The following is a 21,074-nucleotide window of genomic DNA, read 5'->3' as shown; positions in this document are numbered from 1 at the left end:
AGCATTTGAGTGCAGGGGTAGTTCTTTATAACGTAATTCAAGTAAGTTGGGAACGTCCCTTTTCGCTAATGAAGCAATATGGCAGCTTAGTTTAAAAGTGAAATGAGGGATGTTGGTTGTTACAAAGCACAAATGGTTTTTTACAACGATGGATGCCGTATTTAACACCTGTATGTGTTGTACTCGGAGTGACCGTTTTTTCATCATTAAGTTCCGTATCTTTTATCGTAAAATGGGTGTTTGCTTTTATCAGTTTTGCAAGTTGTATTGGGTTGGATGTTAAAGAATTACGCGCCACTTTAACGAAGCCGCTTCCAGTCATTGTGGGTATGTTGATTATTCAAGGTATTCTTCCAATTATCGCTTTTGGTGTGGGGCAAGCTTTATTTAATGAGGATCCTTTTATCATTATTGGGTTTGTTTTAGCTTTTACAATTCCGACGGGTGTCGTTACTTTAATGTGGGTATCCATATATGGCGGGAATCGTGCAGTGACATTGGCGATTATTTTAGTGAATACGCTTTTATCTCCATTACTTGTGCCGTTTACATTGAATATTCTAGTCGGAGCACAGGTTGAAATGGATACTGCCGGGCTTATGATGGGTCTATTGATTATGGTAGTAATTCCGTCTTTACTCGGATTATTGGCTAATCAATTATTAAAATCTCAGCATACATCCATTCTTTCTTCGACGTTGGCACCTTTTTCTAAGATGGCCATTTTATTAGTTATTCTTATCAATAGTGCAGTAGTAGCTCCATTTTTTAAACAGATGGACGGAAAAACCATTATTTTAGCGATCATTGTATTTTTGATGGCTTGCTTTGCCTACGTGATAGGATTTGTAATTGCTAAAATATGCAAATGGGATGACCAAGTCGCTATTAGCTTGATGTATAATAGTGGAATGCGAAATACAGGGGTAGGAGCTTCGTTGGCGGTTACTTATTTTCCAGCTGCAGTTGCGTTTCCCACTGTGACAGCCGTTTTATTCCAACAATTTTTAGCCTCAATGGCTGGGAAAATCATTTCAAGTTATGTTGCTAAAAGACAGCAGAAGACAGTTCTTTTAAAAGGGAATAAAGTGATGATGAGAAAACAAAAAACCTTTTAAAGAATTCATGTATTCTTTAAAAGGTTTAGCATTATTTTTTAATCGTAGCGCAAGATTTGCGAATATTTAATTCCGGAGTCATTTTACGAATGCTTGGATGAAGATTTTTATTTTCAATCAGTTCGATAATAGAACGAACAATTTCAGCTGCTAATTTGTCGACAGGAACCCCAATACTTGTTAAAGGGATTTCCATATTTGCCATTTGGGGGATGTTATCATAACTGATGATAGAAATATCATTTGGAATCTGCAGCTTTTTTTCCTTGATTCCGCGAATGATTCCACCGCTAATATCATAGCTCCCTCCAACAATTGCTGTCGGATGATTAGAATTTTCGAGTAGCTTGCTTACGGCGTTATATCCGTCATACCAATCAAGACCTTTTGTATCTATTAAGAAATGGGGGGCGATCGATAAGCCAAAATGCTTCATCGCTTTTTTAAAACCTTTTAATTTTTCCATCTGCATCCGATCACTGTTGGAAAAATCACCGATATAAGCTATCTTTGTATGTCCTAAATCAGAATATAAATAGTTTACTGCTTCTAACATTGCTTGCTCATGGTTAGGGTCCACGATTGGAAAATACTTATTTACTTTATCAGCAACGCCGTATACAAGTAGAGGTCTAGTCGTCGGTTCAATAAGGATATCGATATTTTCATCAAATAAAATGACTCCGTCTACTTGAAAGCGTTTAAAGGCTTCAAGTGAAGCGGGGATTGGCTCTACGGATAGAATCATGGAGTATGGTGTTTTTCTAATTTCATTGCTAATATTCGTCACTAAAGTGGAGAGAACGACCCTTTCAATCGTTGGCCATATTAAACCGATAATTTTAGTTTGCTTGGAAACAAGTCTTTGGGCTGCAAAATTCGGTTCGTATCCCATTTCCTTTGCCACTTTGAGTATACGATTTTTTGTAGTAGGTTTGACTAATGGACTATCATTTAACGCTTTGGAAACTGTGGAATAACTAACTCCAGCTATTTTTGCAATATCTTTAATCGTTACACTCATACTTTTCACCTAAAATCATGTTTTATATTTGATTTACTTTATTTAATTTAACATAGAATAACAACGTTTTCATTAATTTGTTTGTAACCTTTAATAAAAATGAAATAATAATCAAGAATTGCTCTATCTACATATTCATTGTGATAATCAATTATTTTTGAACGGTGGGTAAATTATTTGATTGGTTAGTAGAAAAGCTTACTGGTGATTTTTTATAGAAAAGAAATAATTAGATAGGGGAAAACGGTGAACGGTGTATTATTTTTTATTTTAGGATGTCAATCGTGGCAAAACGAGTTTCAAGTTATAGAGTAATGCCGTGCAAAAGTTCGAATCGTAGCTGAAGCAATGCCAAACACTGGAGAAATGCTGCTCAAGAGTACGAATCGCAGCAGAACCGGTGGCAAATACCAGAGTAGTGCGGCGCAAGAATCAGAATCGCCGCATAACTGCGACAAAAAAGCTGATAGTGCTGTGATTGGAATAATCCTGAAAAAATGAATTGGAGATGATTTTATGCGTAAACGATATGTGCTGATCGGAACGGGCGGAAGAGCTGAATTTTTCTACGGTGCGATGGCAAGAGATTATCGCGATACGTGTGAGCTAGTCGCATTTTGTGATATCAATCAGATAAGAATGGATTATGCTAATCAGCTGTTAGAGGAGAAATACGATCACCCAAGAATTCCTACATATAAATCAGATCTATTTGAGGAAATGATTCAAAACGAAAAGGCTGATATTGTCATTGTTATGACCATGGACCGGACACATCATAAATATATAATAAAAGCGTTGGAACTCGGTTGTGACGTCATTACAGAAAAGCCGATGACGGTTGATGCAGAGAAAACGCAGCAAATTATCGATGCAATTAAACGGACTGGCAATAAAGTAAGGGTTACTTTTAATTATCGTTACGCTCCACATAATACGAAAATTCGTGAAATCATTAGAGATGGTGTCATTGGTGAAGTTTTCTCGGTTAATTTTGAATGGGCGTTAGATACGCAGCATGGTGCGGATTACTTTCGAAGATGGCATCGTAATAAAAATAATAGCGGCGGATTATTAGTTCATAAATCAACTCACCATTTTGATTTAGTCAATTTTTGGTTAAATACTCAGCCGGACACTGTTTATGCTGCAGGCGGGTTGCGCTTTTATGGCAGGGAAAATGCAGAAACACGGGGAGTTACACAATTTTATCAGCGAGCGCATGGAATCGAATATGCTAAAAATGATCCTTTCGCGATTAGTCTGGAAGATAATCTACATTTAAAAGCGATGTATTTAGATGCGGAAAAAGAAGATGGATATCAGCGAGATCAAAGTGTTTTCGGAGATGGAATAAGTATTGAGGATACATTGGCTGTAGTCGTTCAATATAAAAATAAAGCGATTATGAATTATTCGTTAAATGCGTATCTACCTTGGGAAGGATTTATTATTACTTTTAATGGCAGTAAAGGAAGAATGGAAGTTCAAGTCCGCGAGCAGTCGTATATCAACTCAGGTGGTAAGAAGAGTGACGAGGGAAAACTGGAAGAAAAATCGATTCGCATCTTACCTATGTTCGGAGAGCCTTATGAAGTGGAAATCGTCGAAGGCGAAGGAGGTCACGGTGGAGGAGATCCATTATTATTAGACGATCTATTCGGAACGCCGAAAGAGGACGAATTTCATCGCGCAGCATCTCACGTTGACGGAGCCATATCCATTTTGACAGGAATTGCTGGAAATCTCTCATTAAAAACTGGACAAGCAGTAAAAGTAGATGATTTAGTAGAATTTTAATTTTGTAGGGAACAAAATAGGCAGACTGAAAAAACGGAATAAAAGGTCTGCCTATTTAATCAAAAACAGGATGTTTATGATTATTATTTTTGTAATATTGGGAAAAGTAGTTCTTTTTACCTAATTTGTAATAGGTTTTTATAGTTAAGTATATAAGTTGGAGGGATATCAATGAAGAAATGTAAAAAGCTTTTATCGTTATTTATGGTATTTCTATTGTTAATACCACATTTTCATCTCAACGTGAAGGCTGAAAGTGAGTGGACTTTCCGTGCATTCGGTTCAAACACAAACAAAACAAATAATCCTGAGCCGATTATTCAGGACGATGGAGCTATACAAATCAAAGCGTTGGGTGGAAAAATTTCCAGTACCGTAGATGGATTATCGTTCTATTATCAAGCATTGCCGGCAAACGCTAATTTTGAATTGCGGGCAACAGCAAAAGCGGAAAGCTTTGGAGCGAATAATCAAGTTTCATTCGGTTTGATGCTTCGTGACGAAGTTGGTGAGCATTGGAGCTCAAGTGGGCATGAATCTAACTATGTAGCAGTGGGTGCAATAGATCAAGAAATTAAAGGATTTTATAAACAAGAAGTTCAAACGAAATTACCGCCTTTTGATCCAACCATTCCATCAGCCGGAGATGAATATGATTTCAGTATTAAAAAATCTGGTGATACATATGTTGTGTCTGTAAATGGAGAAGTGAGTAAGCCGTTTACATTGGATAATATATTTCAAGACGAATTTTACGCAGGAATTTATGCAGCAAGGGATACGATTGTCACCTTCCATAATGTATCTTTAGATGTGGATAATCGAATAGTAAAAAGCTTGAACGTTGATTCAAGCAAGATGAAAACAGAATATTTGCAAGGGGAAGAATTGGACTTAACAGGACTGCAAGTTTCGGCTGAATATTTAGATGGTACTACGGAAATGTTAGATGAAACTGATTATATTGTGACTGGATTTGATAGCAGTACAATGGGGCCGAATACAATTACGATTCATTACAACGGTATTACTGCCCAATTAGAGCTGACAATCGTAAGTTTAAAAGTAACGAATTTGTTTATTAAATATCTTCCGGCAAAAACGGATTACTATATAGGTGACTATCTTGATTCAGAAGGTTTAGTTGTCATGGCGGAATACAACGATGGATATCAGGTGGCTAAGCTTGAAAAAGATCAATATGAAGTTTCAGTTGCTGGAGAAAAAGTTAGCGAAGAAGGCTATGCTTTTAAAACGGCAGGTACTATTCCTGTAAGTATCATTTCAACAGAAACGCCGGATCAAACAACTTCTTTTAAAGTAAACGTAAATAATGCCGAGTTAACAAATCTGGAAGTTCGCAAAGCTCCAGCAAAAATGAAATATTTCCTTGGTGAAGAATTAAATCTTACTGGGATGAACGTTTACGCCCATTATAATGACGGTTCAGAAGTCCGCCTAATGAAGAATGAATACAAGGTCAGCGGATTTGATTCCGAATCTATTGGTGAAAATGAACTCACCGTTTCTCATAAAGGAAAAACAACTACCTTTTCGGTTGAAGTCATTGAAAAAGAAATAAGCGGCTTAGAGGTAACAGATTACCCAAAAACAACATATTTAGTAGGCGAGGAATTTGATACTTCTGGATTAGTGGTTTCTAAAGTGTACACAAATTCAGAAAGAGTGCCTCTAGAAGAAACTGATTATATATTGGATACGTCACAATTTAATTCAAAATCAACAGGAACATATACGATATCTATTGTTCCAGCAGACGATACTTTGAAGTCAATTTCTTTCCAAGTTACAGTAAGAGAGGAAAACATTCCTGAATGGAAGCAAATTCGTTTTGGACAATCTTCCTCCAATGCACGCAACTATATTGAAAAATTGGAAGATGGAGCGATTAAGCTCGTCGCTGAGGAAGGAGGAGGAAAGGTTACTGGGGACCATGATGGAATTACGTTTTACTATACAGAATTAGATGCAAAGGAAGATAATTTTGTTCTATCCGGAGATATAAAAGTCATTGAGTACGCAAAAACTCCTTATGACGGCCAAGAATCTTTTGGAATTATGGCTCGTGATGCTATTGGTCCGGCAAATGATTCTGGGGTATTTGCTTCAAATATTGCAGCTATCGGTGGTTTTAGTGGTGGAACAAGGGAAGATAACGGTACTCAATTATTTGTTCGCACCGGAGTTTTAAATTCTGATGGGGAAGGAAGCCAGGGGATTCAAAAAAGAATGCTAAAAAATGAGCGGCCCAATGCTTCGAATACCGCAGAAAACTATCGCTTAACATTAGCTAAGACGAATAGCGGGTTTATTGGAAAACTGAATAACGAAGCGGAAGAAATAATTTTTGAACCAGATATATTAGACGTTCAAGATGGCAAAATGTATATCGGATTTTTCACAGCGCGACTCGCAACGATTGAGGTTCGTAATATTGAGTTCTCTGTAACGTCAGCAAAGACGGATCCACCAAGAGTATTGCCACCTTCAGAACCAATAATGCCAGAAATTGAAATTTTATCACTCGATAAAACATCAGATACGAAATATTCATTCATGGTAAGAGCGAATGTGGGTGGAACGATAATCATAAAAGAAAATCAAAAAATGGTTGCAGAGAATACGGAAATTAAATCCGGTCAAATTCTTGAACTCATGACTGAATTACCTGCCAATAAAAATACGAATTTCAGTATTACCTTCCTACCTGACGATACACAATTGTTAACAGATTACAGTAAAATCATACGAAATTTTACGGTCGTTAATAAAACTTTTAAAGAAGATGGGGATATTTACATCGAGCCGAATGGAACTGCAAGTGGAGATGGATCGAAAGAACATCCGCTTGATTTAGATACAGCGATTGATTTTGTTATGAAGGGTCAAAAAATTATCGTTCAAGAGGGGCATTATGTGCGCAAATCACCTCTAGAAATTAAAAAATATAATGACGGCACAAAAGAAGATATGAAATATTTAATAGCCGATCCAGATGCTAAAACAAGGCCTTTAATAGATTTTGATAAAAAATCAGAGGGAGTCATTCATAACGGCAGCTACTGGCATGTCGAAGGAATTGATTTTGCCCGTTCAGCAGGAAATACAAAAGGATATACAATTGGCGGCAGCCATAATGAAATTGTAAACATCAGTACGTTTGAAAATGGCGACACTGGTCTACAAATAAGCAGAACGGATGACGATCCTGATAAATCAAAATGGCCTTCTCATAATTTGATTATAAATTCCATCTCTTTTGATAATCGCGACCCATCAGAAAATAATGCCGATGGATTTGCCGCTAAGTTAACGTCTGGAGAAGGCAATATTTTTAGAGGTACAATCGCATTTAATAATATTGATGACGGTTGGGATTTATATACAAAAGTTGGAACTGGAGCTATTGGTGCAGTGACGATTGAAAATAGTATTGCATTTAATAATGGTAGATTGTCCAATGGCTACGAAGGCAGCGGGGATAAAAATGGATTTAAACTTGGTGGAGAAGGGATCCATGTTCCGCACGTGATTAGAAATAGCATCGCATTTGGAAATGGAGCTTATGGTTTTACAAGCAATAGTAATCCAGGGGTCATTGCTGAGAACAATATTAGCTTTAATAATGATGGAGCGAATCTAAGTTTTACAACGTATAACCATATTCCAACAGATTTTACGATTGATGGTTTTGCTTCCATTAGAACATCTGGAAAAGTGAAAGATAGCTATCCACAAGCGTCCATTTCAGATAAAAACTATTTCTTCAACGGAACGGAGTCCATAAATGGAGAAGGGGAAATTCTTCCTACAGCCATTCTTGATAGTTTGAACCAGATTTTCAACTATGACGAAGAAGGGAATATCGTTTCCGTTAAGCGGGATGTTAATGGAAATATTCAGTGGGGAGATTTATGGGATACGTTTGAACGTGTCATCGAACCAAAAGTTAATTTAGAAAAATTAATTAAAGAAGCAAATTCGATTAAAAATAAGGGAATGTATACAGGCACCTCTTATGCAGCTTTACAAAAGGCTATCAATAATGCTGAAAAAGCAATTAAAAAAATAAAGGCAAAAGAAGATTTAAGAGTGGAAATAAATAAACTTCAAGCAGCTATTGATGATTTAGAAAAGAGAAAATAAGAAGTGTACTTAGAAGCTAGAAGACAAGGAAGCTTGTTTTCTAGCTTGAAATTTTTATGGTTTTTAAAAAAATCACACGTTGCGTAAACAAGTTAAATGGTCTATCATAGAAATAACAACGTTGTTATTTTTGATGAGTTTAATTATGATAACGCTTTATTTTTAAAAAATTCTTCTGAAAATACAACAATCAAAAAGGGTGATAAATATGGAAAAATTAAAGTCCGTAATCGAACAGTTAGAACAAGGAAAAGTAGTGTCTAATACTGAAAATGTAAAGGTTTATGAAAAGTCATTTAAAGATCATGAGCATGTCCGATTATTAATGGTAAAAACAAATGGCAACAGATACATTGTTACTGTCGGTGAAGGGACTCTTTTTGATGAATTGCAAGGTAAGAATATAGGGAATGGAAAGGTTTGCCCATTAAGCCATGAAAATCGTCTCGTCCTAAATCGCTATTTCGATTTTACTGTCCCACGTGCATTCGGAACAAAAATAGCAACAATGGGATTGGGGGATCGTCTAGGTATTGCATCACCAGGCCATATTGAAACAATTAAAGGTCATAATGTGAAACCAATTCTTGCCCAACAAAGTATCCGCGAATTATCTTTAACGAATCGTACGATGAACGATATGCTTGATGCAGCAGCGTTTGCTGTTTTTCAAGAAGGATATGAAGGTGGTTATGGAGCGGATGGCGACCACATTAAGCAAGAAAGTGACATCAAAATAGCACTGGAACTTGGAATCTCGATGTTGACACTAGATTGCTCAGATTATATTCCAACAGGAATTGATGCAAAGTCTTTAGAGGAAGTGCGGACTGAGTTTGAAAAGCTACCACAAGATATTCAGGAATATTACAACGAAAGATATTTAAATCAAATATTTGACGTAAATATACTATCGCTTTCTTTTGATGAAGAAACACTAATTAAATATGTTCTAGAGTATAACGAAGCGCTTAACTATATGGTTTATGTTTATAATGAGTATATCAGTAAACTGGATCGTAACTTTGATTTTGAAATTTCCATTGATGAAACAGAAACAGTGACATCTCCAATGGCACATTTCTTTGTTGCGAATGAATTAACATCAAAAGGAGTAAAGGTGAACAGTCTAGCTCCACGATTCTGCGGGGAATTCCAAAAAGGAATCGATTATATAGGAGACGTTGAGCAATTCGAACGTGAATTAAGTGAGCATGCACTGATTGCTGAGTATTTTGGTTATAAGCTAAGCATCCATTCAGGAAGTGATAAATTTAAAGTGTTCCCAATCATTGCAAAATATACTAAAGGTGTCGTCCACGTAAAAACAGCTGGTACAAACTGGCTTGAAGCAGTAAGAGTTATCGCAAAAACGAATCCTGATTTGTATAGAAGGATGCATGCGTTTGCATTAGAAAATTTAGATGTGGCCTTGAAATACTATCATATAACTCCTGACATGGATACTATCGTTCCTCTTGATTCCGTTTCAGATGACAATCTAGCAGACTATATGAATAATGATGCTGCTCGTCAAGTTCTTCATGTCACATATGGATTGATTTTAACTGCTAAAGATGAAAACGGAGCACCATTGTTTAAAGATGAATTCTTTAAAACACTTGATGACAATGAGGATGAATATACAAGAGCGTTAGTGCTTCATATTGGAAAACATTTAGAAACTTTGGGACTTTAAAAAGGATGAACTGAAACAACTGGATATTCCATTTGGCGGGGAGTTCATAATGCTGAACAACTGAAAGGGGCAACTGCTGGATGGAGTTACTTTTCATATTAAAAGATATCATTTTACCTGTATTCATTTTAATGGGAATAGGTTTTTTCATTCAAAGAAAATTAAGCTTAAATATTCAAACCTTAGCTAGATTAAATATTTACTTTCTTGTCCCGGGGTTTATCTTTGCAAAGCTATATAGTACACATTTCTCTGCTAAACTATTTTTAAATGTATTGTTATTTTTTATCGTATATGTTGCCATTCTATATGTGATTTCTTATTTCATTGGCAAAGCAATCGGTCTTGAGAAAGCGAAAAATACGACTTTTACGAATAGTGTCATGTTTTTTAACTCTGGCAATTATGGAGTTCCAGTGAATGATCTAGTATTTAAAAGTGATCCATTTGCAATGTCCATTCAAGTCATCATGCTAACAATGCAAAATATTTTCGTATTTTCATATGGAATATTTTCTTTGCAAGCAGTAAATACAGGAAAATTAAAAGCGATGTTGAATTATTTTAAAATGCCGGTGTTATATGCAATGGTATTCGGGATTAGTTTAAATATGCTGGATATAGCTATTCCTTCATTTATATTTGTTCCGGCCAATTATATTGCTGATGGGATGGTTGCCCTTGCACTATTTACATTAGGTGCACAAGTTGCTGAAATTAAATTTACTTCTGGACTTTCCAAAGTTTATTGCAGTTTGTTGCTTCGCCTAATCATCGGCCCAGCGATTGCACTAGGCATCATATTTCTTTTTGGAATGAAAGGAGTTATTGCCCAAGCCTTGTTTATTGCTTCAGCGATGCCGACATCTGTTAATAGTGCGGTCATTGCGGAGGAGTATAATAACCACCCGCATTTTGCAGCACAAATCGTATTATTTTCAACATTTAGCAGCGCGATTACGGTTACATTTATCATCTATTTATCAAAGATATTTTTTGCATGATTTTGTAATAAACAATTTACGATGAACAAAGCCTTTAAAATAAAGAGAGGAGGAAAATGAATATGGATGATTTACTTGCAAAAAAGAATCGCAAATTAGGAAATATTTTAAAAGACATGGGACGAGTGTTAGTCGCTTTTTCTGGTGGTGTGGATAGTGCCCTTCTTCTAAAGCATGCTCAGCAAGAGCTAGGCAATCAAGTTCTAGCAGTTGTTGTCCATTCCGAATTATTCCGAAAAGAAGAATTTGAAGGGGCAGTAAAACTTGCTGAAAAGATGGGGGTAGACGTCTATCAAACAGAAATAAAAGAATTAAATAACCCACTCATCGTCGCCAATAATCCGGATAGCTGGTATTACAGTAAGAAAATGCTCTATTCTCATTTAAAAGAATTGGCGGAGGAACGTAACTATCCATATGTGTTGGATGGGATGATTATGGACGATATGGAGGATTTCCGTCCTGGATTGAAAGCTAGAACGGAAGAAGGGGTTCGAAGTGTTCTTCAAGAGGCGGGGCTTTACAAGCATGAAGTTCGTGAACTCGCTCAACAATTTTCTGTTCCTGTCTGGAATAAACCAGCTTCCTGTAGTTTAGCATCTAGAATACCTTATGGGATAAAGTTGGATCAACGAAAAATCGACCAAGTAAATAAAGCGGAACTATTTATATTATCACTTGGAATATCTACCGTCCGTGTACGCCATCATGGTAGAGTTGCTCGTATTGAAGTGAGACCGGAAGAAATAGCGCAGATACTTGAACATAATGAATTAATTCATTTGGAACTTACTTCACTAGGATTTTCCTATGTATCGATAGATTTACTTGGATATCGTACAGGAAGCATGAACGAAGTACTACCGGATGATTCTAAAGCAGAGTATTCAAATGTCGTTTCATAATAAAAATTAGAGCATTTCAATAAAAATTAAATTCCATATAGAATGCCCCGATTCCTCTAAATGAAAGGATGTCAAATACATGAAAACTTTTATAACAGATGATTTTCTACTATATAATGAAACAGCAAAAGAGCTTTTCCATAATACGGCAAAAGATTTGCCAATCATTGACTACCATAATCATTTAAAACAAGATGAGATTTTAGAAGATAAAAATTTTGATAATATTGCAGATATTTGGCTTGGTGGAGATCATTATAAATGGCGTGCCATGCGCGCAAATGGAATTCATGAGGATTATATTACAGGAAATAAAAGCGGTTACGAAAAGTTTTTAAAATGGGCTGAAACGGTTCCGAATACGTTGGGTAACCCTTTATACCATTGGACTCATTTGGAATTATTAAGATATTTTGATATCAATGAATTATTAAATGAAAAATCCGCTCCGGCAATTTGGGAAGAAGCGAATAGAAAACTAGCTACTCCTGAACTGTCCGTCCGTTCTATCTTGAAAAAAGATAAAGTTGAGTTTGTTGGAACGACTGATGATCCAACAGATAATTTAGAAAGTCACCGAGCATTGAAAGAAGAAGGTTTTGAAGTGACAGTTTCCCCGTCATTCCGTCCTGATAAAGGTTTGTTTATTGAACGGGAAACCTTTTTGCCTTGGGTGGAAAAATTAGGGGAAGTGACAAATTCATCGATTGAAGATTATGATGCGTTTTTGGACGCATTTTCTAAAAGGGTAGATTATTTCGCTGAGCATGGTTGTAAAAGTTCCGATCATGGTATTGATGTGATGTTTTATAAAGAAGCTTCCAAACAAGAAGTTGATGAAATCTTTAAGAAACGCTTGAATGGTGAAAATGTATTAGATGAAGAAGCTGAAAAATTTAAGACATATACTTTACTCGTGCTTGGAGAATTGTATGCTGAAAAAGGCTGGGCGATGCAGCTACATTTAGGTGCACTTCGCAATAATAATCAGCCCATGTTTGCTAAACTTGGTCCAGATACTGGCTTTGATTCAATTGGTGATTTATTGATTGCCAATAAATTGGCTAGTTTCCTTGATTCATTAGAGCAAAAAGATAAACTGCCAAAAACCATTTTATATAGTTTAAATGCGAAAGATTGGGATGTACTTGCTTCGATGGCGGGGAACTATCAAAGTTCTGAAGTGCCAGGAAAAGTACAGTTTGGAACTGCGTGGTGGTATAACGATACAATCGATGGTATGGAAGACCAAATGAAGACACTCGCAAATATCGGTTTAATAAGTAATTTTATTGGAATGCTTACCGATTCACGAAGCTTTTTATCATTTCCAAGACACGAATATTTCAGAAGAATTTTATGTAACTTACTAGGAAGTTGGGTAGAAGAAGGAAAAGCTCCTAAAGATATAACTCTTCTAGAAAAATACGTACGCAATATTTGCTATGAAAACGCCAAGCGTTACTTTGGATTAGAAAAATAACTGTAAGGGCTACTTCTTCCTGGATAGCCAAAAGATGTTCCAGTAAAGGGTAGCCCATATCAACATTCAAGTTTAGAAACCAAAAAGATGGGAGTGAAAAAATTGGGTATATTAGAGGAATTGCTAAAAGACATTCCGCTTCCAAAGATGGTAAAAGTCAGACAGAATTTTGACGCTACTAAGATTGAAGATTTTGAAGCGGCATTAAGTGCTGAATTGAATCAAGAAAAAATCCGGTCTACCGTTAAACCAGGCATGGAGATTGCTATTGCTGTTGGGAGTCGGGGTGTCGATCGAATAGTAGATATGACTGCATTAACGGTAAAATTTTTAAAAGAATTAGGCGCAAAGCCATTTATTGTTCCAAGTATGGGAAGTCATGGAGGTGCGACTGCAGAGGGGCAAAAAGCGGTTCTTGAACATTTGGGTGTTACAGAAGAAGCGGTCAATGCAGAAATCCGTTCTTCGATGGAAGTAATCAAAGTTGGGGAATTGCCGAATGGTCTTCCTGTTTATGTAGATAAAATTGCTTCAAAGGCGGACGGTATCGTTGTCTTAAACCGAGTTAAACCTCATACAGCTTTTCGCGGGCCAGTTGAAAGTGGAGTTATGAAGATGATTAGTATCGGACTAGGAAAACAAAAAGGGGCCGAAGCGTGTCATCAATTAGGCTTTAAATATATGGCCGAGCACGTTCCGGCAATGGCGAAAATGATTATGGCAAAAATGCCGATCTTATTTGCGGTGGCTTCAGTTGAAAACGCCTTTGACAAAGTGGCAAAAGTATCTGTTATGACTCCTGATGAAATTGAAGAAAAAGAAATAGAGTTGCAAAAATTAGCAAAGCAACTGTTGCCAAAGCTCTTTTTTGACCAAATTGATTTGCTCGTCATCGATGAAATCGGTAAAAACATTAGTGGAGACGGGATGGATCCTAACATTACAGGACGCTACCCAACTCCGTATGCACATGGTGGACCAGAAGTAACAAAAATGGCTGTTTTAGATTTAACAAAAGAGACTGAAGGAAACGCGAATGGTGTAGGAACCGCAGATTTTACAACGCAAAGGCTTGTTGACAAGATGGATCGAGAAGCAACCTATGCAAATGGGTTAACCTCAACAGTCGTTGCACCTACGAAAATTGCAACTACTTTGGCAAACGATCGTCTCTGTATCAAAGCCGCCATTAAAACATGCAATATTTTTGATTTTACTAAAGTAAAACTAGTTCGTATTAAAAACACATTAGAAATAAGTGAGATTGAAGTATCGGAAAACCTTCTCGATTATGTCAAAGAGCATCCAAATTTAGAGCCTTTAACAGAATTATATGAAATGGAATTCGATGAGGAAGGAAATTACAAAGGGTAATGATGAACTGGGGGAGTAATGGTGAGTAACATATTTGATTTGACAGGAAAAGTAGCAGTAGCTGTCGGTGGAAATAGTGTGCTCGGCAGCTCGATTGCTAAAGGCTTTGCAGAACACGGCGCAAAACTTGCCATTGTCGGGAGAAATTTAGAGAAAGCAGAAGCTGTAACAAAGGAAATTATTGAAAACGGCGGACTCGCTAAATCTTTTTACGGGGATGTTAGTTCTAGAGAATCAATCGAAAAGCTTGCAAAAGAAATTGAAGCGTGGTCAGGTGGATGGGATATTTTATTAAATGCCCCTGGGAAAAACAGTTCCACTCCTTTCTTTGAAATAGAAATGGAAGAGTGGGACGATATAATGGATGTAAATTTAAAAGGGCTTGTTTTTACAACGCAAATTTTTACAAAGCGGATGGTCGAACAAAGCAGAAAAGGAAGTATCATTAATATTTCCTCTGTATCTTCGACAACCCCTTTATCTAAAGTTTTCACTTATTCAGCATCAAAAGCTGGGGTTAATAGTGTAACTCAGTTTTTAGCAAGAGAATTTGCTCCTTATGGGATTCGCGTAAATGCAATAATCCCTGGATTTTTTCCAGCCGAACAAAATCGAAAAATTTTAAGTGAAGAACGTATTGCATCAATTATGGGCCACACCCCGATGAATCGTTTTGGTAATCCAGAAGAGCTTCAAGGGGCCGCTATATACTTAGCATCGGATAAAGCATCTGGTTTTGTTACGGGCACCTTCATTCGTGTAGATGGCGGATTCGGTTGTATGACAATTTAAGATTATGTTTTTATATAAAAGGCTATGGATCAGTCCGCAGCCTTTTTACTATGTTTAGTGCGTTTTGGAGGTAAAAATGAAACATCACATGCTCTTTAGCCATCTTTATATTTTTTATTCAGCTGTTTTTCTTATTCATATGATCAATATTTTTATAGAGAGCGAAAGAATCAATTACATCATCGGCATATTGGCGATCTTGATGCTCATCGTGTCGTTTTCTCGGGCAACAAGATTATTTAAAATTCTAGGGGCCGCATTTTTATTGGTTGGAAGCTATTTATTTTTTTATACCGGAAAGCACATTGGTGACATACCCAATTTATTGACGTCTAACATATCACTTTTAACTCTACTTTGTATGCTGCCTTGGATGAGTAGTGTTGTTTGGAGCGGAAGGTTTGATAAAAGTTTAAATGCAATAATGAAATACAATGTGATAGATCTAGGCAAATTATATGTACGAAGTTCGGCAACGACCTTGTCTTTAGGCGCATTTCTAAATTTATCTGCTATTTCGATTACACAAGATGTGCTGAAAGAAAACTTAGCTAAAACGGAATCATCCCTAAGAAATTCATTTATGACGATGTCAACGTTAAGGAGCTTTTCCCTTGCGGTATTATGGAGTCCATTAGAAATTTTACTGGCAGTCTCAATTTTCGTGACAGGCGTAAATTATGTTTCATTGCTCCCTTGGTTATTAGTTATCGCAGCTATAACATTTACTCTCGATAATTTATGGGGAAGAATTTATTTTAAAAAGCATCCTTATGAAATAGAGAAAAAAATGGAGATAAATAAAAAAGAGTTGATAAAAAGGTTTTTCCATCTAACTGTTGCTCTAGGGACATTTTTATTATTAGTCATTTTATGCGGAAATATATTAAAGATTAATTTCATTTTATCTGTTACTTTGTTAATTTTTCCTTTTTCTTTTATATGGTCTGTCTTGCTAAAGAGGGTACGCACCTTTTGGATTATCGGTTGGAATACTTGGAAACAGAAAACGAATAATATGCAGAACTTTATTGTTTTATTTATTTCTCTTTCCTTTTTCTCTTATAGTTTAAGTAATACAACCTTTCTTGACGTTATTCAAAAGCCGATTTTATATGTCGCCGACTATCCATTGCTCATCTTTTTCGTCATTCAATTTCTTTTTATTTTTTTGAGCATGTTTGGAATTCACCCTATTGCGATCATCGGGATTTTAACAGGATTAATTACGACATTAATCGACTTGTTTAATCCTCTAAGTCTTGCTATCGTGATCGTAACAAGTGCAATGGCCACATTAACTGTTAGTACCTATGGGTTAATCGTGACATTAACTGCAATTAATACGAAGCAAAGTCCTTACAAAATTACATTGGTTAATATGCCATATGCCTTTATGTTTGGGGGAATTGGCTCTATCATTGCTTATTTTCTACTATGAGATTCAAATAAAACTGTAGTTGGTGAAGAACCTTCTGCAGTTTTATTGAAATCATACATGAAAGCTTCAACTCTTGTAATCTACTATATAGTTATATATAATGAAAGCGTATACCAGAGATAGAAAAATATATTTCCAACTGGAATTTTGGGGGTGTAAAATGAATAAGCTCCATACTATTAATAAAATAATTGACTGTGGAATCGTCGCTGTTGTAAGAGCAGACTCAAAGGAAGAAGCTATAAAGATTTCAGAAGCTTGTGTAAAAGGTGGAATAAGTGGAATTGAAATCACTTTTACTGTGCAAGGTGCTGCTGAGATCATTGAGGAACTCTCTATTTTTTACAAGAAAAATAACAACGTTGTTATTGGGGCTGGGACGGTACTTGATGCTGTCACAGCGAGAATTGCCATTTTGGCAGGAGCCAAATATATTGTAAGTCCAAGCTTTGATATTGCAACAGCAAAATTATGTAATTTATATCAAATCCCTTATATGCCAGGCTGTATGACAATCACCGAAATGAAAACGGCGTTGGAATATGGTGTAGACATTATAAAGCTTTTTCCAGGAAATGCTTTCGGTCCTGATTTTGTTAAAGCTGTAAAAGCTCCGCTGCCTCAAGCGAATCTTATGCCAACTGGTGGAGTAAGCATGGAAAATATTGACCAATGGATCAAAAATGGTTGTGTTGCAGTCGGAGTTGGAGGTAATTTAGTCGCTCCTGCCAAAACAGGTGATTTTGATTTGATTACGAAGTATGCAGAGGAATATGTAAACAAAGTTAAACAAGCTAGAGAGGCATAATCATGGAAAAATTGTGACGTTTGGAGAGATTCTACTTCGCTTCTTAACAATATACTGTGAACGGGATGCAGGACACCAAACAATTTAATGTTCATTATGGCGGAGCAGAAGCAAATGTAGGGGTTTCTCTCGCAAATTTTGGCTACGACGTCTATATGGTCAGTAAAGTTCCTGATAACCAGCTAGGCAAAAAAGCTGAAAAGTATATGAAATCATTTGGAGTGAATACAGATTTCCTTTTAAGAGGCGGAGAAAGATTAGGCTCGTATTATTTGGAAACGGCGATGCGAACCATTTTACAGTCGATGAAATTTCTATGTTTGCTGACCAAGAATCAGGAAAAATTATTCGCTAAAACTGTTAGGAGGATTATGAAATGGCTATGGAGATGGAAACACGTTACGCAAATCATCCAGAAGAAATTAAACGATACAATACGGATGAGTTAAGAAGTCATTTTTTAGTAGAAAAATTATTCGAACCAGGAAAAGTTTTACTTACTTATACACATCATGACCGTATGATTTTCGGTGGAGTGACTCCTGCGGAAAACGAATTGACGATAAAGTTAGATAAAGAACTTGGAGTTGAATACTTCTTAGAGCGCCGTGAGTTAGGCATTATCAATATTGGCGCTGCCGGAACCGTAATTCTTGATGGTGAGGAATATAATATGGTGAACCATGACGGATTATACGTTGGAAGAGGGACGAAGGAAATTTTATTCCGTTCTGAAAATCAAAATAATCCAGCAAAATTTTATGTAGTATCTACACCAGCTCATCACACGTATCCAACTGTAAAAATAGGCATTGACCAAATTAAGCCACTTGAATTAGGTGAGCCGAAAACATTAAATGAACGAAAAATTAATCAATACATTCATCCAAATAATTGCCAGAGCTGCCAATTACAAATGGGATTGACCCAACTACAACCAGGAAGTGTTTGGAATACAATGCCTTGCCATACTCATGAACGTCGTATGGAAGTATATTTATATTTCGATATGGAACCAGAAACGCGTGTGTTCCATTTTATGGGAGAGCCAAATGAAACGAGACACTTAGTCATGAAAAATGAACAGGCAACTATTTCGCCAAGCTGGTCTATACATACTGGAACAGCAACAAGTAACTATACGTTCATTTGGGCGATGTGCGGCGAGAATATCACTTATGATGATATGGACTTCGTTGAAATGGATCAGCTTAGATAATGAAAGATTAATGGTAGGGGGACACTATTCATGGCGCTTGAGCTAAATGATTTTTCACTTGATTTATTTTCATTAGATGGAAAAGTTGCGATCGTTACAGGTGCAAATACCGGATTAGGTCAAGGCTTTGCCGTTGGCCTTGCGAAAGCAGGAGCCGATCTATTTCTTGTAACGCGTGGCGATAATTATCATGAAACAAAAGAATTGGTTGAAAACGCGGGCCGTAGAGCTGTAGTATTTCAAGCTGATTTAGCCGATAGATCGAATATTAAAGAAATCGTTGCGAAATGTATGGAAGTTTTCGGGAAGATCGATATTTTAGTAAATAACGCAGGAACGATTCGTAGATCGCCAATTCTTGAATTTAAAGAAGAAGACTGGGATGCAGTTATGAACGTAAACTTAGATGCTGCCTATTTTTTAAGTCAAGAAGTGGCAAAGGTAATGGCAGAACAAAGAAGTGGGAAAATTATCAATATCGCTTCCATGCTCTCCTTCCAAGGCGGAAAATTCATCCCACCATATACCGCAAGTAAGCACGGCATTGCAGGGTTAACTAAAGCGTTCGCAAATGAATTGGCGGAATATGGAATACAAATAAATGCAATTGCACCGGGGTATGTGGAAACAAACAATACTGCACCGATTCGCGCAGACGAAAAGAGGAGTGCAGAAATTTTAGGAAGAATTCCTGCGGGACAATGGGCAAAACCAGCTGACTTAATGGGAGCTGTCGTATTTTTAGCAAGCCGAGCATCTGACTATGTCAATGGCCATGTTCTTGCCGTGGATGGCGGTTGGTTAGCAAGATAGAATTTTAATTGCTTTTGAAACAACGGAAAGCCGTATCACATTTTGTAGTGATACGGCTTTTTCAAAAAATAGATGTTTAACCTGAGTGACAATATGATTGAAAAATGGAAGTGGGGAAATAGATGGAACTTAATTTAGGAATAAGGGCACATGACATTGAGAACCTTCCTTTAGAAAAACTACCTAAAAAAATTTCTGGAAAGGGATTGTCTGCTGTTCAGCTAGCACTAGGAAAATCTTTTAATGATTTCAGCACGGCTACCGGTAGTTTAAGTCCTGGATATGCACGCCATATTGGCCAATCATTTCGAAGAGAAAATGTGGATATTGCTATCCTTGGATGCTATATAAACATGATTCACCCCGATAAAACTGAAAGACGAAAAGTGTTAGACCGTTTTAAGGAACATATTCGTTTCGCGAGAGATTTTGGTTGCAGTATTGTAGGCACGGAAACTGGGTGTGTAAATGCAAAAATGGGATATACCGTTGACAATTTTGCAGAAAGGCCTTTTCTTGATGTCCTTGAAAGTGTACGTGAATTGGTAGAAGAAGCAGAAAAATGGGGAGTAATTGTTGGCATTGAGGGAGGAATCAATCATCCAGTTTATTCCCCAAAATTAATGAGAAGACTTTTGGACAATATAGATTCAAACAATTTACAAGTTATTTTCGATCCGGCCAACTTCATGAGCATGGATAATTATGAAAAACAAGAAGAAGTGATTGAAGAGGCGTTCGTATTGTTTGGTGATCGGATGGTTGCTATGCATGCTAAAGATTTTGTAATAGAAGATAGTTGGATAAAGATGGTTCCGGTTGGTACCGGCTTGTTGAACTATGATGTAGTTTTTAAGCATCTTAAAAGAAGAAAACCATTTATTAATGTATTATTAGAAAATACAAGGGAACCTTATATCGATAACAGTATTGAGTTTTTGCGAGAAAAATATCAATTAGCTTAAGTAAATTCTTTCCCTTCCCATATTCTTGTCTCATTCTATTAATATAACTGTGAGCATGGAAATCTATTATTTACAGGTATGTAATCTGCTGCAAAAAAAGAATAAAACTTTTTTTGAAAAAGTATTGTGTAAATTATATACCTGTGTTATATTAGTAAACGTCCGAAAAACAAGGACAATTAATTAAAACTTATGAAGTCAAAAATCACATAAAAAAAGTGGTTGACTACTAAGAAATTAAATGTTATGATGTGAAAGTCGCTATTTTAATTAATGGTAGATTTCGATCTTTGAAAACTGAACGAAACGAACGTTAAATAATTATTATTGCAAGACCAGCAAATGAGCTAACAAACTACTTTTATGAGAGTTTGATCCTGGCTCAGGACGAACGCTGGCGGCGTGCCTAATACATGCAAGTCGAGCGGACCTGAGGGAGCTTGCTCCCAAAGGTTAGCGGCG

General features: G+C 36.5%; 16 protein-coding genes and 1 rRNA gene. 16 read left to right on the top strand and 1 reads right to left on the bottom strand.

Annotation, left to right across the window (positions count from 1 at the left end):
• Positions 1-116: 116 nt before the first annotated feature.
• Positions 117-1,118 (top strand): bile acid:sodium symporter family protein, encoded by a 1,002-nt coding sequence (locus KHA97_RS08720; RefSeq protein ID WP_213124379.1) that lies wholly within the window; start codon positions 117-119, stop codon positions 1,116-1,118.
• A 31-nt stretch (positions 1,119-1,149) separates the two neighbouring features.
• Here the strand turns inward: KHA97_RS08720 and KHA97_RS08715 are convergent, their stop codons facing one another.
• A complete protein-coding gene (locus tag KHA97_RS08715; protein ID WP_213124378.1) occupies positions 1,150-2,142 on the bottom strand; it encodes a LacI family DNA-binding transcriptional regulator in 993 nt (330 codons plus the stop codon).
• Between the two features lie 516 nt (positions 2,143-2,658).
• Between KHA97_RS08715 and KHA97_RS08710 the strand changes: the two genes are divergently transcribed.
• The 15 genes from KHA97_RS08710 to KHA97_RS08640 all read left to right on the top strand — a co-directional run.
• Entirely contained in the window at positions 2,659-3,942 is a 1,284-nt protein-coding gene (locus KHA97_RS08710) for a Gfo/Idh/MocA family oxidoreductase (protein WP_213124377.1), read from the top strand.
• Between the two features lie 171 nt (positions 3,943-4,113).
• Positions 4,114-8,109, top strand: a complete 3,996-nt coding sequence (locus KHA97_RS08705; RefSeq protein WP_213124376.1) for a bacterial Ig-like domain-containing protein — start codon at positions 4,114-4,116, stop codon at positions 8,107-8,109.
• Positions 8,110-8,317: 208 nt separating this feature from the next.
• Positions 8,318-9,808, top strand: a complete 1,491-nt coding sequence (locus tag KHA97_RS08700) for a tagaturonate epimerase family protein (protein WP_213124375.1) — start codon at positions 8,318-8,320, stop codon at positions 9,806-9,808.
• Positions 9,809-9,888: 80 nt separating this feature from the next.
• Entirely contained in the window at positions 9,889-10,812 is a 924-nt protein-coding gene (locus KHA97_RS08695) for an AEC family transporter (RefSeq protein ID WP_213124374.1), read from the top strand.
• Positions 10,813-10,874: 62 nt separating this feature from the next.
• Positions 10,875-11,717, top strand: coding sequence for an ATP-dependent sacrificial sulfur transferase LarE (gene larE, locus KHA97_RS08690; RefSeq protein WP_213124373.1), 843 nt, complete (start codon positions 10,875-10,877; stop codon positions 11,715-11,717).
• 79 nt (positions 11,718-11,796) lie between these two features.
• On the top strand, positions 11,797-13,200 hold the full coding sequence (gene uxaC / locus KHA97_RS08685) for a glucuronate isomerase (protein ID WP_213124372.1): 1,404 nt from the start codon (positions 11,797-11,799) through the stop codon (positions 13,198-13,200).
• 102 nt (positions 13,201-13,302) lie between these two features.
• Positions 13,303-14,574 carry a nickel pincer cofactor-dependent isomerase, group 22 gene (locus KHA97_RS08680; RefSeq protein WP_213124371.1) on the top strand — a complete coding sequence of 424 codons (1,272 nt, stop codon included), beginning with the start codon at positions 13,303-13,305 and terminating at the stop codon, positions 14,572-14,574.
• Between the two features lie 21 nt (positions 14,575-14,595).
• Entirely contained in the window at positions 14,596-15,366 is a 771-nt protein-coding gene (locus KHA97_RS08675) for an SDR family oxidoreductase (RefSeq protein ID WP_213124370.1), read from the top strand.
• A gap of 76 nt (positions 15,367-15,442) precedes the next feature.
• Positions 15,443-16,807, top strand: a complete 1,365-nt coding sequence (locus KHA97_RS08670) for a hypothetical protein (RefSeq protein ID WP_213124369.1) — start codon at positions 15,443-15,445, stop codon at positions 16,805-16,807.
• Between the two features lie 160 nt (positions 16,808-16,967).
• A complete protein-coding gene (locus tag KHA97_RS08665; RefSeq protein WP_213124368.1) occupies positions 16,968-17,615 on the top strand; it encodes a bifunctional 4-hydroxy-2-oxoglutarate aldolase/2-dehydro-3-deoxy-phosphogluconate aldolase in 648 nt (215 codons plus the stop codon).
• 65 nt (positions 17,616-17,680) lie between these two features.
• Positions 17,681-18,064: a PfkB family carbohydrate kinase gene (locus KHA97_RS08660; RefSeq protein ID WP_213124367.1), complete on the top strand. Its 384-nt coding sequence runs from the start codon at positions 17,681-17,683 to the stop codon at positions 18,062-18,064.
• A complete protein-coding gene (gene kduI / locus KHA97_RS08655) occupies positions 18,004-18,834 on the top strand; it encodes a 5-dehydro-4-deoxy-D-glucuronate isomerase (RefSeq protein ID WP_213125708.1) in 831 nt (276 codons plus the stop codon). Before KHA97_RS08660 ends, kduI begins: the two co-directional genes overlap by 61 nt.
• A 30-nt stretch (positions 18,835-18,864) precedes the next feature.
• Entirely contained in the window at positions 18,865-19,647 is a 783-nt protein-coding gene (kduD, locus tag KHA97_RS08650) for a 2-dehydro-3-deoxy-D-gluconate 5-dehydrogenase KduD (protein WP_213124366.1), read from the top strand.
• A gap of 122 nt (positions 19,648-19,769) precedes the next feature.
• Entirely contained in the window at positions 19,770-20,612 is an 843-nt protein-coding gene (locus KHA97_RS08645) for a sugar phosphate isomerase/epimerase family protein (RefSeq protein ID WP_213124365.1), read from the top strand.
• A gap of 359 nt (positions 20,613-20,971) precedes the next feature.
• Positions 20,972-21,074 (top strand): 16S ribosomal RNA (locus tag KHA97_RS08640); the annotation flags it as partial.

Origin of the sequence: Lederbergia citri (genome assembly GCF_018343625.1) — a bacterium.
Lineage (GTDB): Bacteria > Bacillota > Bacilli > Bacillales > Bacillaceae_C > Lederbergia > Lederbergia citri.
This window is presented reverse-complemented; position numbering and strand designations above follow the sequence as displayed.

What these genes read in the sequence shown, in the direction of transcription:
- KHA97_RS08715 (WP_213124378.1), bottom strand. Translation starts at nt 2,142, where the DNA reads ATGAGTGTAACGATTAAAGATATTGCAAAAATAGCTGGAGTTAGTTAT.
- KHA97_RS08710 (WP_213124377.1), top strand. Translation starts at nt 2,659, where the DNA reads ATGCGTAAACGATATGTGCTGATCGGAACGGGCGGAAGAGCTGAATTT.
- KHA97_RS08705 (WP_213124376.1), top strand. Translation starts at nt 4,114, where the DNA reads ATGAAGAAATGTAAAAAGCTTTTATCGTTATTTATGGTATTTCTATTG.
- KHA97_RS08700 (WP_213124375.1), top strand. Translation starts at nt 8,318, where the DNA reads ATGGAAAAATTAAAGTCCGTAATCGAACAGTTAGAACAAGGAAAAGTA.
- KHA97_RS08695 (WP_213124374.1), top strand. Translation starts at nt 9,889, where the DNA reads ATGGAGTTACTTTTCATATTAAAAGATATCATTTTACCTGTATTCATT.
- larE (WP_213124373.1), top strand. Translation starts at nt 10,875, where the DNA reads ATGGATGATTTACTTGCAAAAAAGAATCGCAAATTAGGAAATATTTTA.
- uxaC (WP_213124372.1), top strand. Translation starts at nt 11,797, where the DNA reads ATGAAAACTTTTATAACAGATGATTTTCTACTATATAATGAAACAGCA.
- KHA97_RS08670 (WP_213124369.1), top strand. Translation starts at nt 15,443, where the DNA reads ATGAAACATCACATGCTCTTTAGCCATCTTTATATTTTTTATTCAGCT.
- KHA97_RS08665 (WP_213124368.1), top strand. Translation starts at nt 16,968, where the DNA reads ATGAATAAGCTCCATACTATTAATAAAATAATTGACTGTGGAATCGTC.
- KHA97_RS08660 (WP_213124367.1), top strand. Translation starts at nt 17,681, where the DNA reads ATGCAGGACACCAAACAATTTAATGTTCATTATGGCGGAGCAGAAGCA.
- kduI (WP_213125708.1), top strand. Translation starts at nt 18,004, where the DNA reads ATGGAAACACGTTACGCAAATCATCCAGAAGAAATTAAACGATACAAT.
- kduD (WP_213124366.1), top strand. Translation starts at nt 18,865, where the DNA reads ATGGCGCTTGAGCTAAATGATTTTTCACTTGATTTATTTTCATTAGAT.
- KHA97_RS08645 (WP_213124365.1), top strand. Translation starts at nt 19,770, where the DNA reads ATGGAACTTAATTTAGGAATAAGGGCACATGACATTGAGAACCTTCCT.